The sequence below is a fragment of the Mesorhizobium sp. IMUNJ 23232 genome, assembly GCF_044326205.1.
GTDB lineage: Bacteria > Pseudomonadota > Alphaproteobacteria > Rhizobiales > Rhizobiaceae > Kumtagia.
Genome location: NZ_JBIRCY010000023.1, coordinates 54,025 through 77,459, shown reverse-complemented (window position 1 = coordinate 77,459; position 23,435 = coordinate 54,025). Strand labels below are relative to the sequence as shown.

Sequence of the window (23,435 nt, the reverse complement as noted above, 5' to 3'; positions counted from 1 at the left end):
ATTTACGCCGGATCGGATGCGGTTCGCCGGATAGACGGACGGGCGCTGTAAAAAATACTTTCGGATTTCGGTTCGCGGCCTGTCGCCAGTTCTCATACACTGCCAGTGGAATATTCCGCATCCTGCTGGTTTTTCAGGGTTTTCATGCTTATTCGGCTTTTTAGAAAATTGGAGAATATGCTCTAGGGCGCTTTCGAAATAATCGCTCTTTTCTGTATTGGGCAATAACAACCCTCCTCCGCGCAGGGAACAAAAATTAAAACATTGGCAACTTTCGCTTGTGCGCGCTTTGCACTGCCGATAGATTAGGCGCCAAGACGGCCGCATGTATGGCCGTAATCAATGCCAGGGCCGCGCCATAGCGTGTCCTCAATACAATAAAAGGGGGGTCTGCATGCCAGCCGCCGGTCAACACCGGTACTCCGCCGAAGGCACGACGAAGATATCTTCGTCGACCGCGGCGGCAGTGGCAGCCATACCCCGACCGCCATCATCGACAACACCCCGCACCCGGTCCGGCCAACCGCTTCACCGCGGAGCCCGGCGCGGCCGTAGTCGGCAAGCGTTGGCGGGTCACGCCCCGCCGCAAGGGAGATCAGTATGCCCAGCAGGATATTCTTCACCACCCAGGCCGGCGCCACCGACACGTTTCTCACCTCCGCCAACGTGGACGGCACGAACGTGGTCAGCCAGGTCGCGGACACGACGCCCGGCTCGCCCTGGCAGGAAACGGTGATCGATGCCGCCAACAACCGGTACTTTATTCTACAGCACGCTAACGGAACCGACGACAACGCGACCCTCTATACCGGCCAGCTCAACAGCTCGGCGGCGCCGACCGTCGCTTTCACCTTCCAGGCGGAAGACCTTGTGCGCGGCCTCGAGATCGATCCGGTCAATCACCACCTCTTCATCGGCCGGCTCGATTTCGACGCCACGCAGACGAACATCAACAACGCGGCCACCGGCCTCCTGCAGATCGACTACAATCCTGCGACCGGCGCGGTCAGCAACACCAATAATTTCCTGGTCACGCAGACGACCGACCCGCTTCCCTCGGGCTTCATCCTGACCACCGACATCGCCCGCGACGACGGCGACGGCACCCTGTATTTCGCGCAGTCGACCGCCGGCGCCGGCACCAACATGATCTACCGGGTTGACACCAGCAACAACATAACGACCCTGCTCAAGCAGTCGCAGTTTCCGACCAACTTCACCAACGGCTTCATTGCCGACGTCGATGTCGACGCCGGCCGCAACCAGGTTTACTTCAGCACGTTCGCCCAGCCTTTCGGCGCCGGGCCGACCAACAAGCTGTGGGTGATTTCCGACACCGCGATCGGCAGCACCGATGCGACCGCGTTGACGCTTTCCGGCATGCCCGGCGGCGCGACCTTCATCCCCGGCGACTTCACGATCGACCAGTCGACGCACCAGCTTTACGTCGAGTCGGAGGAGAACCCGGGCTCCGGCAACAGCGATGACCTGATCTATCGCTTCCAGCTCAGCGCCGATGGCAAGACGGCGACGTTTCTCAACGTGATCGACCCCCCACTCACCACTTCCGATGCCAATATCGGCGGCATCGAATTCGTCGGAAACGTCGTGGCCACGCTCGACCTTGACGCCAACAACTCCTCCAGCATCGGCACCGGCTACCAGGCGACCTTCACCGAAGGCGGGGCCGCCGTGGCGGTCGCCGATGCCGACACGACGATCGTCGACGACGGCACGACCATCACGTCCGCCACCATCACCATCACCAACCACCAGGCCAGCGACCTCCTGTCGGTAAGCGGCGTGTTGCCCGGCGGCATCATCGCCTCGGCCTACAATGCCGGCACCGGCGTGCTCACCCTGACCGGCTCGGCCACGCTCGCCCAATACCAGACCGCCTTGCAGCAGCTCAGGTTCAGCAATTCATCCGACACGCCGAACACGGCCGACCGCAGCATCACTGTCACGGTCAATGACGGTGAGACCAACAGCAACACCGCGACCGCAACCATCCATGTCACCGCGACCAATGACGCGCCAACCTTGACGGGCGACCTTTCCGCGGCCGTGGGCGAAGGAGCGAGCTACGTCATCACTACGACGGATCTGAACTTCAGCGATCCGGACGACGTCGCGGCGGGCGTCACCTTCACCGTGTCGAGCCAGGTGAGCGGCACGGTGCTGGTCAACGGCAGCGCCGCAACGACGTTTACCGGCACGCAGCTTGCCGGCGGCCTGGTCAGCTTCCTGCATAACGGCTCGGAGGGGCCCGCCGCCTCGTTCAGCGTATCGGTCGAGGACGGCAACGAGGATGTCTCGGCCCCGGTCGCCTCGACCTTCAACTTCACCGTCAACAACACCGACGATCCGGGCGTCGCGCAGAACGACGCGGTGGCGACCGACGAGGCGACAAAGCTGTCGGGCGCGGACGTGTTTGCCGACAATGGCAGCGGCGCCGACAACGATCCGGACACGGCGCTGTCGGTGGCGCTAGTGAACGGTGCTGCCTTCACCAATGGCGTGGCGATCACGCTGGCGTCCGGCGCGCTGCTGACGATGAATGCCGACGGCACGTTCGACTACGACCCGAACGGCAAGTTCGAGGATCTGCCGGGACCGGCATCCGGCGCCAACAATCTGACGGCAACGGACAGCTTTACCTACACGCTTGCCGGCGGCGGCACGGCCACCGTCACCGTCACGGTCTCGGGCCTGGACAGCGACAACGACGTGCTGGAAGGCACGGCCGGCGCCGATACGTTTGCGGGTGGCATCGGCGACGACACCTATCAGGTCGACAATGCGGCCGACACGGTGACCGAACTGTCCGGCAACGGCACGGCCGACCGCGTGCTGACCAGCGTCAGCTTCGCGCTCGGCGCGGGCCAGGAGATCGAATTCCTGGAAACGTCGGACGCAAGCGCCACCACGGCGATCGACCTTCGCGGTAACTCGCTTGCGCAGACGATCGAAGGCAATGACGGCAACAACATCCTGCACGACGGCGGCACCGGACCTCTTCCGGGTTACGACGGCGATCCCGATACGCTGATCGGCCACGATGGCGACGACGTTTATGTCGTGTATCTGGCCGGGGCCACTATCGTCGAGGTGGCTGGCGAGGGCGTCGACCGGCTGAGTGCGGGCGGGGACTACGTGCTGGCCTCCGGAGTGAGCATCGAACGGCTCAATACCGCGTCGCTGTTTGCCACCTATTCGATCAATCTGACCGGCAACGAGCTTGTCCAGCTCGTGCGCGGCAACAACGGCGCCAACACCCTGGACGGCGGCGGCGGCAATGACGTGCTGTTCGGCATGGGCGGAGCGGACAATTTCCGCTTCTCGACGGCGCTCGGCCCCACCAACGTCGCCGACATCGCCGATTTCGCGGCGGGCACCGACAAGATCCATCTCGATGACGCGATCTTCACGGCGCTTGGCGGGCTGGGCGCGCTGGCCGCCACGGCCTTCAAGGACACCGCGACGGGGGTCAAGGACGCCGACGACCGCATCATTTACAACTCCGACACCGGTGCGCTCGCCTACGACGCCGACGGTTCCGGCACCGCCTTCGCCAACATCCGCTTCGCGACCATCACCGGGTCGCCCCTGCTGACCGCAGCGGATTTCGTCGTGGTCTGAACGGTCCAGCCGCAGCCGGGCTGAGCCATACCGGCTCCGCTCGGCATCGGTTCACTCAACCTCCCCGACGGTTCGTCGGTCTGTATGGGATTTCTGGTGGAAGGCGCAGGATTGCAAGGAGCTGCCGATATTTCTCACTACGGCGGCTGACGCGGCCAAATACAGGACGCCATGGGTGCCCGTGAAGCGCGAATCCGCCGTTGAGCCACGCTTTTGTCAGAGGCTGGGTTGTTGCCACTCAAGCGTCGCGTCATGTGCAGAAAGTGAAACAATTTCACTGGTTTGACGAGCGGTCAAGATAGTGAGGCTTCATCGACCTGACGCGCGTCTTTTGTGGCGGAAAACCGCGCTTTGGGCGTTGCGGACCGACGGCAACCTGCGTCGTGTTTGCTTTCCGAACGCGGCCGATTGGGCATTGACAGGCTATTTCAATTCGGTTCTCTTTGCGGTGCATTTTGAAATGCCGTACGAGACCGATGACATCGCGATCGAGAGATACCGAGATCCGCCGGATCGGCAGGCAGCTTCGCCTGCTCCGGGAAAAGTCCGGCCGGACGCTGACGCAACTGGCGCAAGCAGCAGACCTTTCCGAGCGGGCGATCCGCGATCTGGAAGCCGGGCGGACCAATCCCAGCCTTGCCACTGTGGTGAGCATCACCGACGTGCTCGGCGTCACGCTCGACGAGCTCGTCGGCGCAGCGCGGCGAAACGCGCCGATTCTCGATTTCACGCCGGCACCGAAACCAAATGAAACATCCGTTGAACTGACGCGCCGGCTTCCCGAGCCGCGCATGCGGGCGCGCATCCTGCGGTTCGACGGCGAGCCTGCTGCCGTCCTGCCTGCGGGCGCCGTGTTCGGCCATGTGCTGGACGGAGCCGTCGCGGTTTCCCTCGACGGTGAGGAAAGCAGCTTGCGGCAGGGCGACAGTTTTCACGCGCAGGCGGGGGTGCTCGGCGGCTGGCGCGGCAATGCGTCCGGCGGACGGCTGCTGGTCGTCGAAGCGGTGGCGGCCGACGGCGCCGAGGGATCGGCGGAGCGACAGGAGCGGGAATGACCGGGACGACTTACATCGTGGCGACCGATGTCGGCGGCACCTGCACCGACACCATTGTCGTCACGTCGGCCGGCGAGATCCATATCGGCAAAGCGCTGTCGACGCCGCCCGACTTCGCCGACGGCGTGTTGAACTCGATCCAGTCCGCCGCCGAGATCATGGGTATCTCGCGCCGCGAACTGCTTGAACGCACCAGCCTGTTCGTCCACGGCTCGACGGTCGTCGACAATACGGTGCTGACCCGCGAGGGCGCGCGCACAGGGCTGATCACCACTGAAGGGTTCGAGGACACGCTGCTGGTCACGCGCGGCGCCTATGGCCGCTGGTCGGGCCTCACCGAGGAAGGCATCAAGAACCCGGTCAAGACCGATCGTGCACCGGCGCTGGTCGAGACCGGTGCGATCGCCGGCGTGCGTGAACGCGTCGACTGCAACGGCGAGGTGGTCGAGGCACTGGATCTTGCCGCGGCCGAGCGGGCCGTCCGCTTCCTGGTCAAGGAGAAGAAGGTCGAAGCCATCGCCGTCTCCTTTCTCTGGTCCTTCTTCAACGCCGATCACGAACGCGCGGTCCGCGACCTGATCGGCAAGGTCGCGCCGCAAGCCTATGTCACGCTGTCGAGCGACATCGCGCCGGTGCCCGGCGAATATGAACGGACTTCGACGGCGGTCATCAACGCCTATGCCGGACGGATCACGCGGGACTACCTTAACTCGCTGGAGCGGCTGCTTGGCGAGAACGGCTATCGGGGTCAGACCATGGTCATGCAGGGTTATGGCGGGCTGCTGCCGGCCGGCGAGGCGGCCGAGCGCGCAGTCGGCATGATCGAATGCGGTCCGGCCGCCGGCGTCATCGGCGCGAAATTTTTGGGCGAGTTAATGGGCGACGGCGACATCATCGCCGCCGACATGGGCGGCACGACTTTCAAGGTCGGCGTCATCCAGGGCGGCGAACTCGACTATGCGCGCGAACCGCTGGTCGACCGCTTCCATTATGTCGCGCCGAAGATCGACGTCGTGTCGATCGGCGCCGGCGGCGGCAGCATCGTGCAACTCGATCCCAAGACCAGGCTGCCGACGGTCGGGCCGCGTTCGGCCGGCTCGCGCCCCGGACCGATCTGCTATGGGCTGGGCGGCACCGAGCCGACGCTGACCGACGTGATGCTGCTGATCGGCTACATGGAGCCGTCGCATTTCCTGCGTGGCTCCATGACGCTCGACCGCGACAACGCGCATCGCATCTTCAAGGGGAAGATCGCCGATCCGCTCGGCGTTTCGGTCGAGGAAGCGGCGATCGGCATCTACCGCATCGCGGCCGCGCAGATTACCGACCTGATCCGCAAGATCACCGTCGAACGCGGTCTCGACCCGCGTGATTTCGTGCTGCACTCCTTCGGCGGCACATGCGGCATGCTGGCTTCCGCCTTTGGCGAGGAACTGGCGGTGCGCCGCATCGTCATCCCCTACACGGCCTCGGTGAACTGTGCCTTCGGGCTGGTCACGGCGGATGTCCGCCACGAATATTCGACGACCACGACGCTGCCCTCGGATGTTTCACCGGAGGCGGTCAACGCCATCTTCGCGCCGCTGATGGAGAGCGCCCACCGCCAACTCGAGGCGGAAGGGTTCACTGGCAGCGATACGCGTTTCGACTGGTCGGTCGACCTTCGCTACCGCCGCCAGGTTCACGAAGTGACGACGCCAGTGCACGCCCGCACGCCGCTGGACACGGCTGCCCTCGCTGCCCTGATTGACGATTTCGAGAGCCTCTACGAACGAAAGTTCGGGAGGGGTTCCGCCTATCGGGAGGCAGGCATCGAGATGACGATGTTCCGGCTGACCGCCAGCGGCCTGATGCAGCGGCCGAAGCTGCCGAAGGAGACGGAGGGGGCTGCCGATGCAAGCGCCGCCCGGATCGGCCGCCGCCGCATTTTCGTCGAGGCCAGGGGCGCGCTGGCCGAAGCCGATATCTATGACTTCACAAAACTCGCGCCGGGAAACCGGCTGAGCGGCCCGGCGGTGATCCATACGCCGATCACCACCATCGCGGTGCAGCAGGGCCAGAGCGCGCGCATGGACGGCTATCGCAACATCGTGCTCGATATGGAGGGTTGAGGCCATGGATCCGATGACCTTCTCGATCATCCGCCATCGGCTGTTCCGCATCGTCGACGAGGCGGTGATTACGCTGAAGCATGTTTCCGGCAGCGCCATCACCAATGAGGGACACGACCTGATGGTGTCGCTCTATCGCGCCGACGGCTCCCTGCTGATGGGCGGCGTTGGCTTCCTGCATCACCTGACCAGCGCCGCCGAGGCCTGCAAGTCGATCATCAGGCGCTTCAAAGGCCGCATCCGCGAAGGCGATGTCTTCCTGCTCAACGACCCCTATACGGCGGCGCTCCACACTTCCGACATCTATCTGGTGGCGCCGATCCATTTCGAGGGCCGGCTGGTCGCGTGGAGCGCCTGCTTCGTCCATGTCTACGACATCGGCGCCATGAACCCCGGCGGCTTCAGCCCGCAATCAGTGGACATCTACACGGAGGGTTTCTCCTCGCCAGGCATCAAGATCGTCGACCAGGGCGAGATGGTGCAGGACGTGATCGACACCATGCTGAACATGGTGCGCTCGCCCGAAATGGTCATGCTCGACCTGCGCTCGATGATCGCCTGCAACAATGTCGCGCGCGAACGCATGCAGGCGCTAACCGCTAAATATGGCTACGAGACTGTGGATGCGGCTGGATCGGAACTGATCCGCCAGTCCGAAATGCTGTTCCGCGCGCGCCTGAAGGAGTTGCCTGACGGCGAGTGGCAGTCGCGCCAGTATCTCGACGTGAACGGCGAAACGGCCACCGTGCGGCTGACCATGACCAAGAGCGGCGACAGCCTGGTCTTCGACTTCACCGGTTCCAGCGAGCAGAGCCGGCACGCCATCAACTGCACGAAATGGGCGTCGCTCGGCGGGCTGTTTGCGCCGCTGTTCCCGCTGCTCTGCTACGACATCACCTGGAACGAAGGCGTTATCCGGCCGGTCGAGATGATCGCGCCGGAGGGCTCGATCGTGAACTGCACCCGGCCGGCGCCGGTGTCGGTGGCGACCGTCGCCGCAATCCAGTCGGTCAACAACGCGGCCTGCGCGACGATCGGCAAGATGCTGGCCGCGAGCGACCGTTACCGCGAGCAGGCGACGGCGGTCTGGCACGCCAACCATTTCGCCATCTTCAAGTTCGGTCGCAACCAGAGAGGCGGCCATTCGATCGGCATCCTTACCGAGACTTTCGCGGGGGCCGGCGGGGCGCGCTCCTTCGGTGACGGCGTCGATATCGGCGGCGAGATCCCCAACCCGATCTCGCGCATGGCCAATGTCGAGACGGCGGAGGCGAATTTCCCGGTCCGCTACCTGTTCCGCCGCCGCATGAAGGATTCTGGCGGCCCTGGGCGTTGGCGTGGCGGCAGCGGCGGCGAACTCGCCATCGTGCCGCACAAGGCGCCGGACGGCGGCATCCATTACGTGATCTCCGGCAAGGGCGCCCGCCATCCGATGAGCGACGGTCTCGCCGGCGGGCTGCCCGGCGCGCCGAACAAATATGTCTGGGTGAAGAAGCATGGCGACGGCGTTGCCGATCCTGCGCCGCCGGCTGGCCTGCCCGGCGCCGGCGAGGCGGTCTCCTGGGGCGTCTTCCCGCTGATGGGCGAGGATGCGCTTTATGTCCGCTGGAATGGCGGTGGCGGCTATGGCGACCCGCTCGACCGCGAGCCCGAGCGCGTCGCCGCCGATGTGGCGGACGGGCTGGTGGGGTTGGAAACCGCCCGCGATGTCTATGGCGTCGTCCTGTCGAGCGCGGGCGTTGCCGACCCCGACGCCACGCTGGCGATGCGCGACGCGCGCAAATCGGCGCGGATCGGCAAGGAGGCGGCACGATGAGCGTCTCCTTTTCGCCAACGCTGGTGCTCACGGGCGAGATGGCGGCGCGCCGCATCGCCTGCCGCGGCTGCGGGCACGACCTCGGCCCGGCAACGGGCGTCTGGAAGGAACAGGCCGTGCTCGACGAACGGCCGCTGGCGGAAGTCGGCGGCGAGACGTTCCGCACCGAGAGCCCGGTTCTGTTCCGGCGTTTCTATTGCCCGTCCTGCGGCGAGACGCTCGACGCCGAAACCGCGCTGCCGGGCGAGCCGTTCCTGATCGACCGGGTGAGAGGCTAGGCCGTGGCGACGGGAAAGGTCAGGGCCAGGGACGAGAGCATGGCGGCGGAGACGCTCGGGCAGCGGCTGCGCCTGTTGCGCCGTGACCGCGGCCTGAGCATCGCCGACCTCGCTGCCAGCTCCAGCGTGCCGGGCAGCACGATCAGCAAGATCGAGAATGGCCTGCTCAATCCCAGCTTGGTCCATGCGATCAACCTCGCTTCCGCGCTCGACGCCAATCTCGGCTTCCTGGTCGACCGTACCCGCACGCGGCACGCCCGGCATTCCGTGGTGCGCCGGGCGCAGCGCGGGCGTCGCGACTTTCCCGAAATGGCGATGGTGCTGGAAGATCTGAACATCGGCTTCGTGCCGGGCGTGCTTGAATCGCGCATCGGCACGATCAGCCCCGGCGCGCATTCCGGCTCGGAGCGCATGAGCCATGCCGGCGAGGAACTTGTGCACGTGCTGTCGGGCACCATCACCTACGATGTCGACGGCACCGAGTACCGGCTCACCGAGGGCGATACGCTGCACTTCAAATGCGACACGCCGCATCGCTGGATGAATCAGGGCGACGGGACGGCGGTGCTGTTGTGGGTCTTCTCCGACGGCCTGTCATTCTAGGAGAGAAAAATGATCAGCCAGCACATCATCGATCGCGTCGTCGCCCGCAGGGGGCAACTGCACCTGTTCGACACATTGTCGGCGGCGCGCACGGCGCTGGTCGTCATCGACATGCAGAAGACCTTTTGCGAGCCCGGCGCGCCGGCGGAGGTGCCTGCGTCGCGCAGCATCGTCAAGGCGATTAACCGGCTGGCGGCAGGCTTACGCGAGGCCGGCGGCACGGTGGTCTGGTGCACGCACGCCAATGTCGGCGTCGGCAACAACAGCGACTGGCGTAATTTCTTCGACCATTTCGTCGCCGACGACGTGCGCCGCCGCACCATCGAGAGCCTGTCGCCGGGCGGCTCGGGTCAGGCCATCTGGCACGAGCTGGAGGTCGACGCTTCGGACCTGAAACTGTTCAAGAACCGCTACAGCGCGCTGGTGCCGGGCTCCTCGCAACTGGAGCGGATGCTGCGCAGCCTCGACATCGACACGCTGCTGATCTGCGGCACCAAGACCAACATCTGCTGCGAATCCACCGCCCGCGACGCGATGATGATGGATTTCAAGGTGGTGATGGTTTCGGACGGCACCGCCGCGCTTTCCGACCAGGAGCACCAGGCCAGTCTCGAAAACATCATCCAGCAGTTCGGCGACGTCATGACGACAGAGGAGATCCTGGAGCGGCTGCGCGCCTGACGGCAGACGATAATTAATCGACTAATAAATAAGCAAGGGGAACCGACATGCTGAAATTTCTGATGGGTACGGCGCTTGCGCTGGGGCTGCTGATCGCGCCCGTGCAGGCCGCGAGCAAGAAGATCGCGCTGGTTCTGCCGGGGCCGATCACCGACGGAACCTTCAACTCCGCCGCCAACAAGGGCATCGAGGCGGCGAAGGCGAAATACGACATCGAGGTCGTGGTCCGCGAGAACACCGATTTCGCGCAGATCGAGGATGTGCTGCGTTCCTATGCCGAGGAAGGCTACGACATGGTCATAGGCCACGGCTTCCAGTTCGCCGAGCCGGTGATGAACATCCACGCGGACTACCCGAATACGTGGTTCGTGGTGAACACCGCACAGGTGGCCGCCGAGCCCAATGTCGCCTCCTTCGACAATCGCTGGGGCGATGCTGGCTACATGGCCGGGACCGTCGCGGCGCTTTATTCGAAGAGCGGCACGATCGGCCACATCGGCGCCATCCCTGTGCCGGTGATCGAGGACTACAACAAGGGTTTCGAGACGGGCGCCAAGCGCTTCCGCCCCGACGTCAAGGTGCTTTCGGCCTATGTCGGTTCCTTTTCCGACATTGCCCGCGGCGCGGAGATCACCACCTCGCTCATCGAGCAGGGCGCCGACGTGGTGACCTCGACCGGCAACGAGAACGTCGTCGGAACTATCCAGGCCGCGCAGAAGGCCAAGGTGCATGCCATCGGCACGGCCTTCGACAGCCAGGCGATGGCGCCCGAGACGATCATCACCACGGCGCTGATCAACATGGACGTCAACATCGATCTGGCCGTCGGCCGCCTGATGGACGGCAGCCTCAAGCCGGAGACCTATGTGCTCGGGCTCAATGAAGGCGGCATCGGCCTCGCGCCATTCCGCGACTTTGAGAAGCAGTTCAAGCCGGAGGATCTGGCGAAGATCGACGGGCTGATGAAGGACATCGCCGCCGGGAAGATCACCGACCTGCCCTGATCCGTCGATGTCCGGCCCCGCAGCAAAGCCGCCGCTCGTCGCGCTGGAAGGCGTAACGAAGCGGTTCGGAACGGTCGTCGCCAACCGGGCCGTCGACTTCTCGGTCGCGGCCGGCGAAGTCGTGGCGCTTGTCGGCGAGAACGGCGCCGGAAAGTCGACGATCGTCAACTTGCTTTCCGGCCTGCTGCTGCCGGACGAAGGGCGCATCCTCGTCGACGGAAAACCGGCGCATTTTTCTTCTCCGGCAGCTTCAGCCGCAGCCGGCATCGGCGTCGTGCACCAGCATTTCATGCTGGTGCCGACGCTTACGGCGCTGGACAACATCGCGCTCAGCCTTCCCGAACTGGGGCATGGCCGCCTCGACCGGGCCTCGCTCACGCAGCGCGTAAGAGAAGCTGTCGCGCGGCTGGGTTTCCAGTTCGACGAGGGCCAGCGCGTCGATGCCATGGATGTCGCGCATCAGCAGCGCATCGAGATCGTCAAGGCGCTGATACGCAAGGTACGGCTGCTGATCCTCGACGAGCCGACCGCCGTGCTCGGGCCGGACGACAAGGCGCATCTGTTCGCCACCATCCGCCGCCTGAAGGCCGAGGGCACGGCGGTCATCTTGATCACCCACAAGCTCGACGACATTTTTGCCGTCGCCGACTGCGCGGTGGTGCTGCGCAACGGGGCCGTGACTGCGATGGCGGCCGTACCCGATCTTGCCCCGCAGGGCATCGTGGCCCATATGATCGGCGCGCGCGATGCGACCGAAGCGGCGGGCATTGTCTCCGGGAGGCCGGCACGGCGCGCGCCTGCACCTGTGGGCCAGGCGATCTGCCGGATCAGGGACGTCGCACTTCGCCGGCAAAATGGTTCGTTCGCCGTGTCCGGCCTGTCGCTCGACCTGCACGCCGGCGAGATCGTCGCCGTTGCGGGGGTCGACGGCAACGGCCAGAGCGAGCTGGTGCGGGTGCTGGCCGGCATGGCGCTGCCGGATGCGGGTTCCGTCGAATGCCTGGGAGAGACATCCCAAGGCGGCCGCTGGACCGCAACGCGGCTGAGGCGGGCAGGGGTCGCGCATATCCCCGAAGACCGACGCCGTTCCGGCATCGTCGCCGGCATGACGCTGGCCCGCAACTATCTGCTCGGCCATGCGGACGATCCCACCCTTGTCCGCCTCGGCCTTCTGCGCGAAGCTGCACTCGACCGACGGGTCGCATCGCGGCTCTCGGAATTCCAGGTCCGCTCGCGCGGCCCGGCCGACCGCATGGACCGGCTTTCCGGCGGCAACCAGCAGAAGGTCGTGCTTGCGCGCGAGATGGACGGCGACCCGCGCCTGATCCTTGCCGCCCATCCGTCGCGCGGGCTCGACATCAAGACGATCCGTTTCGTCCATGGCCTGCTGGAAAACGCCCGAGACGCCGGCAAGACGGTGCTGCTTTTGTCCTCCGATCTCGACGAGATCCTGCAATTGGCCGACCGTATCGTGGTGTTTGCCGATGGCCGCGTCTTCGGCCCGGCACGATGCGACTCGGTCGGGCGCGACGAGATCGGCGCATGGATCGCCGGCCACGCGGGTGCAGCGGCATGAACCCGGCCCTGCCGCGCCGCGAGGCGCTCGCCGCCTGCGCCTTGCTGGTGATGATGGTGCTGGGCGCGATCCTGCTCGCCGGCGCCAATCCGCTCTCCGTCCTCGCCGGCATCTTTCAGCGCGCGCTGCTGACGCGGGCAGGACTGCTGGAAGCTGTGCTGCGTACGATCCCGCTCACCATCATGGGGCTGGGCATTGCCCTCGCTTTCCGGGCGCGGGTCTTCAACATCGGCATGGACGGGCAACTGATCGCCGGTAGTGTGCTCGCCGTGGCGCTTGCGCCGCTCCTGCCCGCCAACGCCATCGGGCTGCTGATCTTCCTCGCAGCCGGTCTCGCCGGCGGCGCACTCTGGGGCGGCATTGCCGGGCTGATCAAGGCGCGTTTCGGCGGTAACGAAATCATCGCCACCATCATGCTGAACTATGTCGCGATCCAGATCCTATCATGGCTGGTGCGCGGCCCGATGCAGGAAAAGATGAAGGTCATCCCGCGCTCCGACGCCATCGACCGGGCGCTGCGGCTGCCGGTACTGTTCGACGGGACACGCATTCATGCCGGGCTTCTGGTTGCAATTGTCGCGGTGATCGTCACCGCGTTGCTTGCCGGAAAATCGCGCTTCGGTTTCAAGCTGGCGGTCGTCGGCGCCAATGAGCATGCGGCGCGTTATGCCGGCATGAATCCCGGGACCATCGCCGGCATCGTGCTGGCGATCTCCGGCGCGCTGGCCGGGCTGGCTGGCGCGGTGGAGATATCGGGCCTCTACGGCCGCCTGCAGGAAGGTTTCGCGCCCGGCTTCGGCATCACGGCAATCGCCGTTGCGCTGGTGGCGCGGCTCAATCCGTTGCTCGTGCCGTTCTCGGCCTTCGTGTTCTCGCTGTTTTATGTCGGCCTCGGCGCTCTGGCGCGCAACGGCGTCGTGCCGTTCCCGATCATCAACATCATCGAGGGCACCATCATCCTGGTCTTCCTGGCCGGCAGCGTCGCTTATGCGGCCCGCCGCAAGGAGCCGGTGGCGGAGACGGCCGATGGATGAGGCGCTGTTCCTGAGTGGACTGCTTGCCGCCGGCATCCGCCTTGCCACGCCGATCGCGCTGGCCGCTATCGGCGAGACGCTGTCGCAGCGCGCCGGCGTCATCAATGTCGGCATCGAGGGCATCATGCTGGTGGGCGCCTTCGCCGCGGTGCTGTTCACCGTGCTGTCCGGAAACGGCTGGACCGGGCTGCTGGCGGCGATGCTTGCCGGGGCGCTGCTCGGCGCCTTGCATGGCTATTTTACGGTGCGGCTGAAAGTCGAGCAGATCGTCAGCGGCATCGCGCTGCTGTTTCTCGGCCTCGGCCTCTCCGGCTACGGATTTCGCCTGACGCTGGCGCAGGGGGGATCGGCCGTGCAGGTGCCGGGTTTCCAGGAACTCGATCTCTTCGGCCTTGCTGACCTTCCGTTCGTCGGACCGATCCTGTTCGGCCAGTTCGCGCTGGTCTACATCGCCGTTGCATCCGCCTTGCTGCTCGCCTGGATTCTTGCCGCGACGCGGCTCGGCGTGATCATCAAGGCGGCTGGAGACTATCCCGCGGCGGTCGACGCCGCCGGCGGTAGCGTCGACAGGGTGCGGTTCCTGTGCGTCACGGTTGGCGGGGTCTTCGCCGGCATGGGCGGGGCGTTCCTGTCGACGGCGCAGCTCTGGGGTTTCGTCGAGAACATGACGGCGGGGCGCGGTTTCCTGGCGATCTCCTGCGTGGTCTTCGCGCGCTGGAATCCGCTGCTCGCGGTGCTGGTCGCGCTGGGCTTCGGCATAGCCGACGCCGCCCAGATCCGCATGCAATCCTATTTTCCCGGCGTGCCCTACCAGTTCTTCGTCATCGTCCCTTATGTCGTGGCGATCGTCTCGCTCGCCGTCGGATCGCGGAGCAGCCGCATGCCGGCGGCGCTGGGGATGCCGTTCATCAGCCAGCGCTGAGCTGCCAGGCGCCATGCCGGAATCCTGTTGGCTATTCGGCCAACAGTTGAAGGCGTCGTGCCGTCGGCCTTGAGCCCAGTTCGCTTCTGCGCCACGCGGCGGGGGCGATGCCCACGGAACGCTTGAACTCGCGCCCGAAATGGTAGACGTCGCAGAAGCCGCATTGGTCGGCGATCTCGGCCAGCGGCGCATCGTTCTCCAGCAACAGCGACTGTGCCTGCATGAGCCGCTCGCGGATCAGCCATTGGCGCGGGCTGGTGCGCAGGTGTTTTCGAAACAGCCGCCTGGTCTGCGAATGACCGAGGCCGCTGACTTCCGACAGGTCAGTGGCGCTCCAGGCCTGGCCGAGATCGGCGCGCATGGCGCCGAGCAAGACGGCCAGCGGCATCGGGAAGTCGCGCGCCGCCGTTCCCGCCAGCGTCTGGTCGACCATCGTCAGGAATTCCGCGACCAGGTGGTTGAGCCGCAGGTCCAGTCCGGCGTCGCGCCGCCGCAGCGCCGCGAACAATTTTTCGAACCAGGGCACCGGATGCGCGCCATCGACAAAGTCGACCCGCGGCAGGCCGCCGCCGAACAGTTTTTCGCGCAGGGCGACGGGATCGGGACCGTCGAACCGGAACCACAGAACTGTCCACGGCGTGCGCGGATCGGCCATGTGGGCGTGCGGCGCCTCGTTGGCGATCCAGGCCAACTGGCCCGGCCCGATCTCGATGCGCTGGCCGAGCGTTTCGACAAAACCGTTGCCGGACAGGCAATAGACGATGTCCTGGCCTTGATGGATGGCACGGGTAACGCGGTAATCTGGGCCGGCCGCGACCTTGCCGGCGCGAAGCACGGTTAGCGCTGAGCGCGTCCACCCGGCTTCCGGGACGTAGTGAAGACTTTCGAGAAAGGTGGTTTTTGAAGTCATGCGCGTTTTATACAAAAATTGCGTTCTGTTTGTCCATTTCCCCTCTCGGCAAGCGGACGTAATCTGAGCGTCGAGAGTTTGAGGAAACTCTCCGGGTCGGCGGGAAAGCAGGGATTTCGAGCTTTTCGCGGTTGGTTCCGTGCCCTACGGGCGAAGTTTTCGTGCATGCCAGGGAGAAGTCCGATGCTTGCGATGACCAGGGAAGAGGCCGAGCTTTACGCTCGCGACGGATACATCATCCGCAAGGGGCTTCTGTCCAAAGACGAGGTCGACCTGTTCCGCGACCGTGCCCGTGCGCAGCTCGAGGCTGAAAACAAGTCCGGCGCCGTCATGCACAAGGGCGACAAGGAGGGCAAGACGACCCTTCTCAAGATGTGGAACACCGCCGAGGACGACCAGTACGGCTACCTCGCCCGCGACGAGCGTCTCGTCGACCTCGCCGAGGATGCCGTCGGCAAACCGATCTATCTCTACAGCCACAAGATGACGATGAAGCAGCCCAACGAGGGCGGCGCCTGGGAATGGCACCAGGATTTTGGCTACTGGTATAATTACGGCTGCCTCGCGCCGGAAATGATGAGCATCTACCTCGCGCTCGACACGGCGACCAAGGAGAATGGTTGCCTTCAGGTGCTGAAAGGCACGCACAAGCTCGGCCGCCTCAACCACATCCGCGAGGACGGCCAGACCAATGTCGAGCAGGAACATCTCGAAGCCGCGCTGAAGCGCTACGAGCACATCTATGTCGAGATGGAAGCCGGCGATGCGCTGGTGTTCGACGGCAACCTGTTGCACCGCTCGGACGCCAACCATTCCGACACATACCGCTGGGGCTATATCAGTTCCTACAACGCGGTCGAGAACGCGCCGTTCAAGCGAGTGCGCGACTACGGAAACTACGAGGCCTTGAAGAAGGTGCCGGCCGGCACCTTCCGCATGCTGCCGGAAAAGGCCGCCTGAGGAGGCGGCAAGAATAACACGCAAGGTCCGGACAGGAGCTCGGCCGGACTTTTCGACCTGAGTGAGTAAGGCAAGGCGGCGCGTTTATAACGCCCGCCGAACCCAACGGGAGGATATCGTATGGCCGATGCGGTCAGGACCGGCGCCCGCGCGCCTGCCATGGACCGATTTTCGCTGTCGAGGCTTTTGCGCGCACGCGAAACCGGCGTGTTTTTCGCGCTCCTCGTGCTGTGCCTGTTCCTGTCGGTCGCCACCGACGGGTTCCTGACCTCGCTCAATTTGCTGAATGTCGGCCGGCAGGTTTCCCTGCTCGGCATCATGGCCGTGGGCATGACCTTCGTGCTGATCTCGGGCGAGGTCGATCTCTCCGTCGGCTCGACCTATGCGTTCTCCGGTCTGGCCACCGGCATGCTGATCATCGTCGGCTGGGGTCTGATGCCGGCGCTTGCCGTCGGACTTTTTACCGGTGTTGTGATCGGGCTGATCAACGGCGTTCTCTCCACCTACGGCCGCCTGCCGTCGCTGATCGCCACGCTCGGTATGCTGTCGATCGTGCGCGGCGCGGCGCTCATCCTCACCAACGGCCAGCCGGTCACTGTCAACGTGCGCAACGGCGCCGATGCCGGCGTGCTCGAAACCTTCAGCTATATGGGCCAGGGCTACCTGTTCGGCGTCGTGCCGATGCAGCTCGTTTTCTTCATCGTCATCGCCGCACTTGCCTGGATCGTGCTGTCCTACACCAATTTCGGCTTTCGCGTTTTCGCCGTCGGCGGCAGCGCCAAGGCGGCGCGCGTGTCGGGCATTTCCGTCAATACGGTGAAAATCTGGGCGTTCGTGCTGATGGGCGTGCTCGCCGCCTTCGCCGGCATTTTGAGCCTCGCCTTCCTGCCCAGCGGCCAGGCCGGCCGCACCGGCCTCGGGCTGGAACTCGATGTCATAGCCGCGACCATCGTTGGCGGCGCGTCGCTGTCGGGCGGCGAAGGCACCATCCTCGGAACCATTCTCGGCGTGCTGATCATCGGCGTCATGCGCAACGGCCTCGTGCTGATGGGCGTCTCGCCCTTCGTGCAGGAGCTGATGATCGGCCTCGTCATCATCATCGCAGTCGGCATCGACAAATGGACGATGCGCAAGCGGGCCTGAAGACTACGATTTCAAAAAGGGAGGACTATCCATGAAAGCAAGACATCTCATTCTGGCAGCGGCGCTCGGCCTGCTGCCGCTGCAATTCGCCCATGCCGAGTCCAAGCCGGCGGACTTCCCGCTGGCCGAACGCATCAAGGCGAAGGTCGCGGCCGGCACGCCGCTCGACATCTATATTTCCTACCACGACGTCTCCAACGAGTTCGCGCCGTTCATGAAGGCAGGCGTCGCCAAGGCGGCGGAGGCCGACAAGGTCAATGCCAACTTCATCGGCCCGGTCGGGGCGGACGCGGACGGCCAGATCAGCGAGATCGAGACGCTGATGGGCAAGATCGACGGCCTTGCCATCTCCTCGGTCTCCACCGACGCGCTGGCGCCGCTGATCGACCGCGTGCTCGCCGCCGGCATTCCGGTCGTCACCTTCAACACCGACAATCCCGACTCGAAGCGCCTCGCCTTCGCCGGCCAGGACCTCGTCCAGTCGGGTCGCGAGGCCGGCAAGCTGATGGCGACGACGCTGGGCGGCAAGGGCAAGGTGATGATCACCACCATCGATGCCGCAGCGCAGTGGTCGCTCGACCGCGAAAAGGGCGCGCGTGAGGCGCTGGCCGCCGAGCCCGGCATCGAGGTCATCCAGACGCTGAACACCGGCACCGATCCGCAGGAAATCTATTCGGCGATCGAAAACGCCATGCTGGCAAACCCGACCGTCACCGGAATCCTGTCGCTGGAATGCTGCTCCACGCCCGCCGCCGGCACCTGGGTCGAGCGCAACAAGGCCGCCGACAAGGTGAAAGTTGTCGGCTTCGACCTGCTGGACCAGACCGTCGGCCTCGTCGAAAGCGGCAACATCCAGGCGACCATCGACCAGGCACCTGAAAAGCAGGGTTTTGCCGCCGTCGATCTGCTGGCGAAGTTCATCAAGGGCAAGACGATCGACAATCTCGACACCGGCGTCGGCATCTACACCAAGGAGAACATCGGCGAGGTGGCGAAGAAGTAGCAGCGCCCTGACCCTCCCCCTTGAGGGGAGGGGCGCGGAGCAAGCCGCTCGGAACGAGTGGCTTGTGAAGCGGGAAGGGGTCAGCGCGGCAGGGTGCCAACCTGAAGCAAGCCCTCCCCGGTTCACTCATTCCGCTTCGCTCCATTCGTTCTCCGACCCTCCCCTCAAGGGGGAGGGTAAGCCAACCGCCAACGACAGCAGCGTATGACTCATCCATCCTCCCAAGATGCGATCGTCCGAATTGCCGGGGTAACCAAACGGTTCCCCGGCGTGCTTGCGCTTGACCGCATCTCGATCGATTTCCGCCCCGGCGAGGTGCATGCGGTCATCGGCGAAAACGGCGCCGGCAAGTCGACGCTGATGAACATCCTGGCTGGCGACCACCAGCCGGACGGCGGCGAGATTTTCGTCGACGGCAAAGCGACCGTGATTTCGTCGCCGCTGGTCAGCCGCGCTGTCGGCATCACCGTGGTGTACCAGGAACTGGCGCTCTGCCCGACGCTCACCATCGCCGACAACATCATGATGTCGGACATGGCCGCCCGTTCCGTGACGTCTCTCGTCCCGCGTGAAGAAATGCGCCGCGAGGCCCGCGCCGCGCTTGCCCGCCTCGGCATGGGCACACTCGACCCGGACACGAAAGTTAGCCGGCTGTCGGTTGCCGAGATGCAGCTTGTCGAGATCGCCCGCGCCATCCGCCAGAACGCCCGCCTGTTGGTGCTGGACGAGCCCAACTCGGCGCTGTCCAGGCGCGAGAGCGACCGCCTGTTCGAGGTCGTCCGCCAGCTACGCGCCGAGGGCGTCACCGTCATCTACGTCTCGCACCACCTCAGCGAGGTGATCGACCTCGCCGATCGCATCACTGTGATGCGCGATGGCCGCACGATCGAGACGATGGACAATCACGAGGTTTCAGAGGACCGCCTGATCCGTGCCATGGTCGGCCGCGATCTCGGCGCCACCGTGCAATGGTCGTTGCAGGCGGAAGGCCGGTCCGTTGACAATGACGTCGTGCTTTCGGTCGAAAACCTGACCGCTCCCGGCCTCGAAAACATCTCCTTCAGCGTTCGCGCCGGCGAAATCCTCGGCATCGGCGGCCTGCCGGATTCCGGCAAGGACGGGCTCGGCGAGGCGCTGTTCGGGCTGGTCGACCGCAAGGGCCGCGTTGCCATAGACGGCGTCGACCTGCGCCCTGCCGATGCGCTGGCCTCGATCCGCGGCGGCATGTCCTTCGTGCCGGCCGACCGGCGCGGCGCCGGCGGCCTGCTTTCGATGAGCGTCGCCGACAATGTCGTCTCCGCGTCGCTACCGCGATTTTCCCTGTCCGGCTTCCTGCGCCGCGGCGCGATCCGCCGCGAGGCGCGCGCCCAGGTGGCGCGGCTCGACGCGCGCATCTCGCATCTCGGCCAAAAACTCGCGACGCTGTCCGGCGGCAACCAGCAGAAGATCGTCCTCGGTCGCAGCCTGGTCACCAATCCGCGCGTGCTCGTCCTGCACGAGCCGACGCGCGGCATCGATGTCGGCGCCAAGGCGGAGATCTATTCGATCCTGCGCGGCATTGCCGGCGAGGGCGTCGCCGTGGTCATGATCTCGTCCGAGATACCGGAACTGATCCTCAACGCCGAGCGCGTGCTGGTCATGCGGGCGGGGCGCATTTCCGGCGAGCTGACCGGCGCGGGCATAGACGAGCAGGGTATTCTGGCGCGGGCGATGGTGTCATGAGCGAAGGAACCATGAAAAAACCCAACATCACCATCGTCGGCAGTTTTGCGGTCGGCCTGACCATGCGCGCGCCAAAACTGCCGATCTTCGGCGAGACGATGCTTGGCACCGATTTCGACATGGGACCGGGCGGCAAGGGTTCGAACCAGGCCGTCGGCACGGCGCGGCTTGGCGCGTCCTCCGGCCTCGTGGCCTATATCGGCACCGACAAATTGGCCGGCATCGCCACCGATCTCTACGCCGCCGAGGGCATCGACACCGAATTCGTACTGACCCGCACCGAGCGCGCCACCGGTGTCGGCTTCATTATCCTCAACGACAAGGGCGAGAATTTCATTATCCTCGACATGGGGGCAAACGAGCTGCTGGACGCCAAGGCCGTGGACGCCGCCGAACGCCGGATCGCCCAAAGCGATGTCGTGATGACCGTGCTGGAAGTGCCGACCGAAGCGGCGTCACGGGCCATGGAGCTTGGCCGAAAACACGGCGCCAAAACCATCCTCAACCCGGCGCCGGCTAGGCACCTGCCGGACAGCATCTTCGCGTCCGTCGACTACCTGACGCCCAACGAGAGCGAATTGCGCATCCTGCTCGGCCTGCCCGCCGACGATCCGCGCTCGTCGCGAGAGCTGGCCGGAGAACTGCGCCGGCGTGGCGTGAAGAACGTCGTCGTCACGCTGGGCCGCGCCGGCGCGCTGATCCTGACTGACGATCTCGACCTCATGGTCCCCGCCGTGCCGGTCGAAGTGATCGACACCACTGGTGCCGGCGATGCCTTCAACTCCGGCTTCGCGGTTGCGTTGGCGGAAGGGCGCGATATCGTCGATGCGGTTCGCTTCGGCGTCGTCTGCGGCGGCATCGCCTGCACCAAACTCGGCGTCATCCCCGGCCTGCCCGATCGTGCCAGCGCCGACGCCATGTACGCAAGCGCGCTCGAAACCACATGGAAGGAGAAACCGTGAACCGCAACAGACTGCTCAATGCCGAGCTTTCCCACGCCATCGCCTCGATGGGCCATGGCGACCTGATGATCGTCTGCGACGCCGGCTTTCCGATCCCGTCCAGCGCCTGGCGCATCGACCTCGCGATTTCACCCGACGTGCCGGATTTGGAGACGGTGCTCACCCCGATCGCCGAGAATTTCATCGCGGAAAAAGTGTCCTATGCCGACACGTTGCCGGCCCATAATGCGCCGCTGCTTGAGAAGGTGAAGCGCCTGTTCGCCGATGCCGAACACGCGCCGATCAAGCACGAGACCATTCTGGGCGAGATGGCGGCCAAGGCGAAAGTCATCGTGCGCACCGGCGCCTTCGATCCGTGGGGCAACATCCTGCTCTATTCCGGCGTCGATGTGCCGAAATGGTTTTCAAAACCCGGCGTCGTCGCGCCGGATTATTACGCGAAGAAGATGAAGTAGCCTATCGACATATCTTCTCACCCCACCCCCGGCCTGTGGCCGGACCCTCCCCATTGAGGGGAGGGAGGGCGCTAGGCTTGCCGATCTCCTCCCCCTCGATGGGGGAGGTGCCGAGCGAAGCGAGGCGGAGGGGGTGGCGCAGTTCCCGGTCAACGCGGAGTCTTGCAGAAACATGCCCCGCATCTTCGATTTCGGCGGCCGTGAGGTCGAGCGCAGCGTCACCGTCGCCGGCTTGCGCGCCCTGAAAGGCAGCGGCCGGCATGTCGCTCAGGTCACCGCCGAGACCGCCGACGAGGCGGCGGCCGCCGAAGCCGCGGGCATCGAGATGGTGGTCTGCCGCGCCGTCAACGTGCCGAAAGTGCGCGAGGGCTCGAAAAAGCTCTTCGTCACCGCCGCGCTGGGTTTTGCCGATGCCATCACTGCCGATGAAGTTTTGCGCACCGCCTTCTCGGCCATCGTCGCCGGCGCTGACGCCGTCATCACCGGGCGCGGCTGGGATACGGTGAAAATGCTTTCGGCAGAGCAGATTCCGGTCATGGGCCATCTCGGCTTCGTGCCGCGCAAATCGACCTGGGTCGGTGGCGTGCGCGCCGTTGGCAAGACGGCCGATGAGGCGCTGGACCTGTTCGACCGGTTCTGCCGGCTGGAGGACGCCGGCGCCTTCGCCGTCGAATGCGAGGTCATTCCCGGCGCCGTGATGGCAGAGATCAACCGCCGCACGGGTCTGGTCACCGTGTCGCTCGGCTCCGGCCCCGACGCCGACGTCATCTTTCTCTTCACCTCGGATATCTGTGGCGAGGCAAAACGCCTGCCGCGCCATGCCCGTGCCTGGGGCGATCTCGCCTCGCTTCACAGACAAGTGTGCGACGAGCGGGTGAAGGCGCTCTCTGGCTTTCGCGCCGACGTGGCTGCCGGCGACTATCCGGGCGAGGCTGAGACGGCGCGGATCGCGGAGAATGAACTGGCTCGCTTTCAGGAAGCATTGTACGGCCTGAAAGAATAAGGCACGTCCGCCACGACGTGAATTTCCCCGCCCGACGAGACGCTCCGGCCCTGAAAAACCGGAGCATGACAGCCCAAAAACGGGGATGAAAAATGCGCCGCCGCGAAGAAATTTTTTTGCCGAGGCTGTTTTTGACCCAGCCAACCCATTGAAATCGCTTGCAGGCGATTCTTCGGTGCAGGTGCTTTCTGAGAAATTTACGCCGATCTCATCCCCGCCCCGAAATCGCGCGCATAATTGTCCGCAGTTTCTCCCGCCGGGAACGCTTCCGGAGTCGTTCGTTAGCGGGGAGAGACCGGCGCCTCCGCCATGCTGCCGACGAAGCAGCATGGCCGGGGAGGCCGCGTCCGAAGGTTCCTCCCCCGCAACTACGTGCGGGGCGCACTGGACGAGTGCCTAAGACCGGGCCAGCCGAGGCGTTAATGCCGGAGCCGGAGCAAGGCGAAGCGGAACGGGACGAGGCCAAAAATCGCCGGCGGGGCGCGGACGTCGCGCCACGTATTTAATTTAGGAGGCACGGCCTCGCGCCCCGCTTCCCGACTTCTCCCTCCGCGG

Annotated in this window: 20 protein-coding genes; 19 read left to right on the top strand and 1 reads right to left on the bottom strand. The window is 65.0% G+C overall.

What is annotated here, in order from left to right:
- The first annotated feature begins 600 nt into the window (after positions 1-600).
- The 12 genes from ACH196_RS17945 (at position 601) to ACH196_RS17890 (ending at position 14,722) form a co-directional block, all read left to right on the top strand.
- Entirely contained in the window at positions 601-3,642 is a 3,042-nt protein-coding gene (locus ACH196_RS17945) for a beta strand repeat-containing protein (protein ID WP_396648281.1), read from the top strand.
- 27 nt (positions 3,643-3,669) lie between these two features.
- Positions 3,670-3,792 carry a hypothetical protein gene (locus ACH196_RS17940; protein ID WP_396648312.1) on the top strand — a complete coding sequence of 41 codons (123 nt, stop codon included), beginning with the start codon at positions 3,670-3,672 and terminating at the stop codon, positions 3,790-3,792.
- A gap of 326 nt (positions 3,793-4,118) precedes the next feature.
- Positions 4,119-4,697: a helix-turn-helix domain-containing protein gene (locus ACH196_RS17935; protein WP_396648280.1), complete on the top strand. Its 579-nt coding sequence runs from the start codon at positions 4,119-4,121 to the stop codon at positions 4,695-4,697.
- On the top strand, positions 4,694-6,808 hold the full coding sequence (locus ACH196_RS17930; protein WP_396648279.1) for a hydantoinase/oxoprolinase family protein: 2,115 nt from the start codon (positions 4,694-4,696) through the stop codon (positions 6,806-6,808). Before ACH196_RS17935 ends, ACH196_RS17930 begins: the two co-directional genes overlap by 4 nt.
- Positions 6,809-6,812: 4 nt before the next feature.
- Positions 6,813-8,624 carry a hydantoinase B/oxoprolinase family protein gene (locus tag ACH196_RS17925; RefSeq protein ID WP_396648278.1) on the top strand — a complete coding sequence of 604 codons (1,812 nt, stop codon included), beginning with the start codon at positions 6,813-6,815 and terminating at the stop codon, positions 8,622-8,624.
- Positions 8,621-8,902: an acetone carboxylase subunit gamma gene (locus ACH196_RS17920; RefSeq protein ID WP_396648277.1), complete on the top strand. Its 282-nt coding sequence runs from the start codon at positions 8,621-8,623 to the stop codon at positions 8,900-8,902. The genes ACH196_RS17925 and ACH196_RS17920 overlap by 4 nt, the downstream gene beginning before the upstream one ends.
- Before the next feature lie 3 nt (positions 8,903-8,905).
- Positions 8,906-9,505, top strand: coding sequence for a cupin domain-containing protein (locus ACH196_RS17915; RefSeq protein ID WP_396648276.1), 600 nt, complete (start codon positions 8,906-8,908; stop codon positions 9,503-9,505).
- Between the two features lie 9 nt (positions 9,506-9,514).
- A complete protein-coding gene (locus ACH196_RS17910; RefSeq protein WP_396648275.1) occupies positions 9,515-10,186 on the top strand; it encodes an isochorismatase family protein in 672 nt (223 codons plus the stop codon).
- A 47-nt stretch (positions 10,187-10,233) separates the two neighbouring features.
- A complete protein-coding gene (locus ACH196_RS17905; protein ID WP_396648274.1) occupies positions 10,234-11,190 on the top strand; it encodes a BMP family protein in 957 nt (318 codons plus the stop codon).
- A 7-nt stretch (positions 11,191-11,197) separates the two neighbouring features.
- Entirely contained in the window at positions 11,198-12,766 is a 1,569-nt protein-coding gene (locus ACH196_RS17900; RefSeq protein WP_396648273.1) for an ABC transporter ATP-binding protein, read from the top strand.
- Positions 12,733-13,800, top strand: a complete 1,068-nt coding sequence (locus ACH196_RS17895; RefSeq protein WP_396648272.1) for an ABC transporter permease — start codon at positions 12,733-12,735, stop codon at positions 13,798-13,800. Before ACH196_RS17900 ends, ACH196_RS17895 begins: the two co-directional genes overlap by 34 nt.
- Positions 13,793-14,722 carry an ABC transporter permease gene (locus ACH196_RS17890; RefSeq protein ID WP_396648271.1) on the top strand — a complete coding sequence of 310 codons (930 nt, stop codon included), beginning with the start codon at positions 13,793-13,795 and terminating at the stop codon, positions 14,720-14,722. The genes ACH196_RS17895 and ACH196_RS17890 overlap by 8 nt, the downstream gene beginning before the upstream one ends.
- A 31-nt stretch (positions 14,723-14,753) precedes the next feature.
- Here the strand turns inward: ACH196_RS17890 and ACH196_RS17885 are convergent, their stop codons facing one another.
- The gene (locus ACH196_RS17885; protein WP_396648270.1) at positions 14,754-15,632 is read right to left on the bottom strand and encodes a helix-turn-helix domain-containing protein; all 879 of its coding nucleotides are present in this window, start codon (positions 15,630-15,632) and stop codon (positions 14,754-14,756) included.
- 183 nt (positions 15,633-15,815) lie between these two features.
- Between ACH196_RS17885 and ACH196_RS17880 the strand changes: the two genes are divergently transcribed.
- From ACH196_RS17880 to ACH196_RS17850, 7 genes are all read left to right on the top strand, one after another.
- Entirely contained in the window at positions 15,816-16,592 is a 777-nt protein-coding gene (locus ACH196_RS17880; RefSeq protein WP_396648269.1) for a phytanoyl-CoA dioxygenase family protein, read from the top strand.
- A gap of 120 nt (positions 16,593-16,712) precedes the next feature.
- Positions 16,713-17,735, top strand: a complete 1,023-nt coding sequence (locus ACH196_RS17875) for an ABC transporter permease (protein ID WP_396648268.1) — start codon at positions 16,713-16,715, stop codon at positions 17,733-17,735.
- Between the two features lie 31 nt (positions 17,736-17,766).
- Entirely contained in the window at positions 17,767-18,738 is a 972-nt protein-coding gene (locus tag ACH196_RS17870) for a sugar ABC transporter substrate-binding protein (RefSeq protein ID WP_396648267.1), read from the top strand.
- Between the two features lie 204 nt (positions 18,739-18,942).
- A complete protein-coding gene (locus ACH196_RS17865; RefSeq protein WP_396648266.1) occupies positions 18,943-20,460 on the top strand; it encodes a sugar ABC transporter ATP-binding protein in 1,518 nt (505 codons plus the stop codon).
- Positions 20,457-21,422, top strand: coding sequence for a ribokinase (locus tag ACH196_RS17860; protein WP_396648265.1), 966 nt, complete (start codon positions 20,457-20,459; stop codon positions 21,420-21,422). The genes ACH196_RS17865 and ACH196_RS17860 overlap by 4 nt, the downstream gene beginning before the upstream one ends.
- On the top strand, positions 21,419-21,877 hold the full coding sequence (gene rbsD, locus ACH196_RS17855) for a D-ribose pyranase (RefSeq protein ID WP_396648264.1): 459 nt from the start codon (positions 21,419-21,421) through the stop codon (positions 21,875-21,877). Before ACH196_RS17860 ends, rbsD begins: the two co-directional genes overlap by 4 nt.
- Before the next feature lie 172 nt (positions 21,878-22,049).
- Positions 22,050-22,880: a 3-methyl-2-oxobutanoate hydroxymethyltransferase gene (locus ACH196_RS17850; RefSeq protein ID WP_396648263.1), complete on the top strand. Its 831-nt coding sequence runs from the start codon at positions 22,050-22,052 to the stop codon at positions 22,878-22,880.
- Positions 22,881-23,435: the final 555 nt, after the last annotated feature.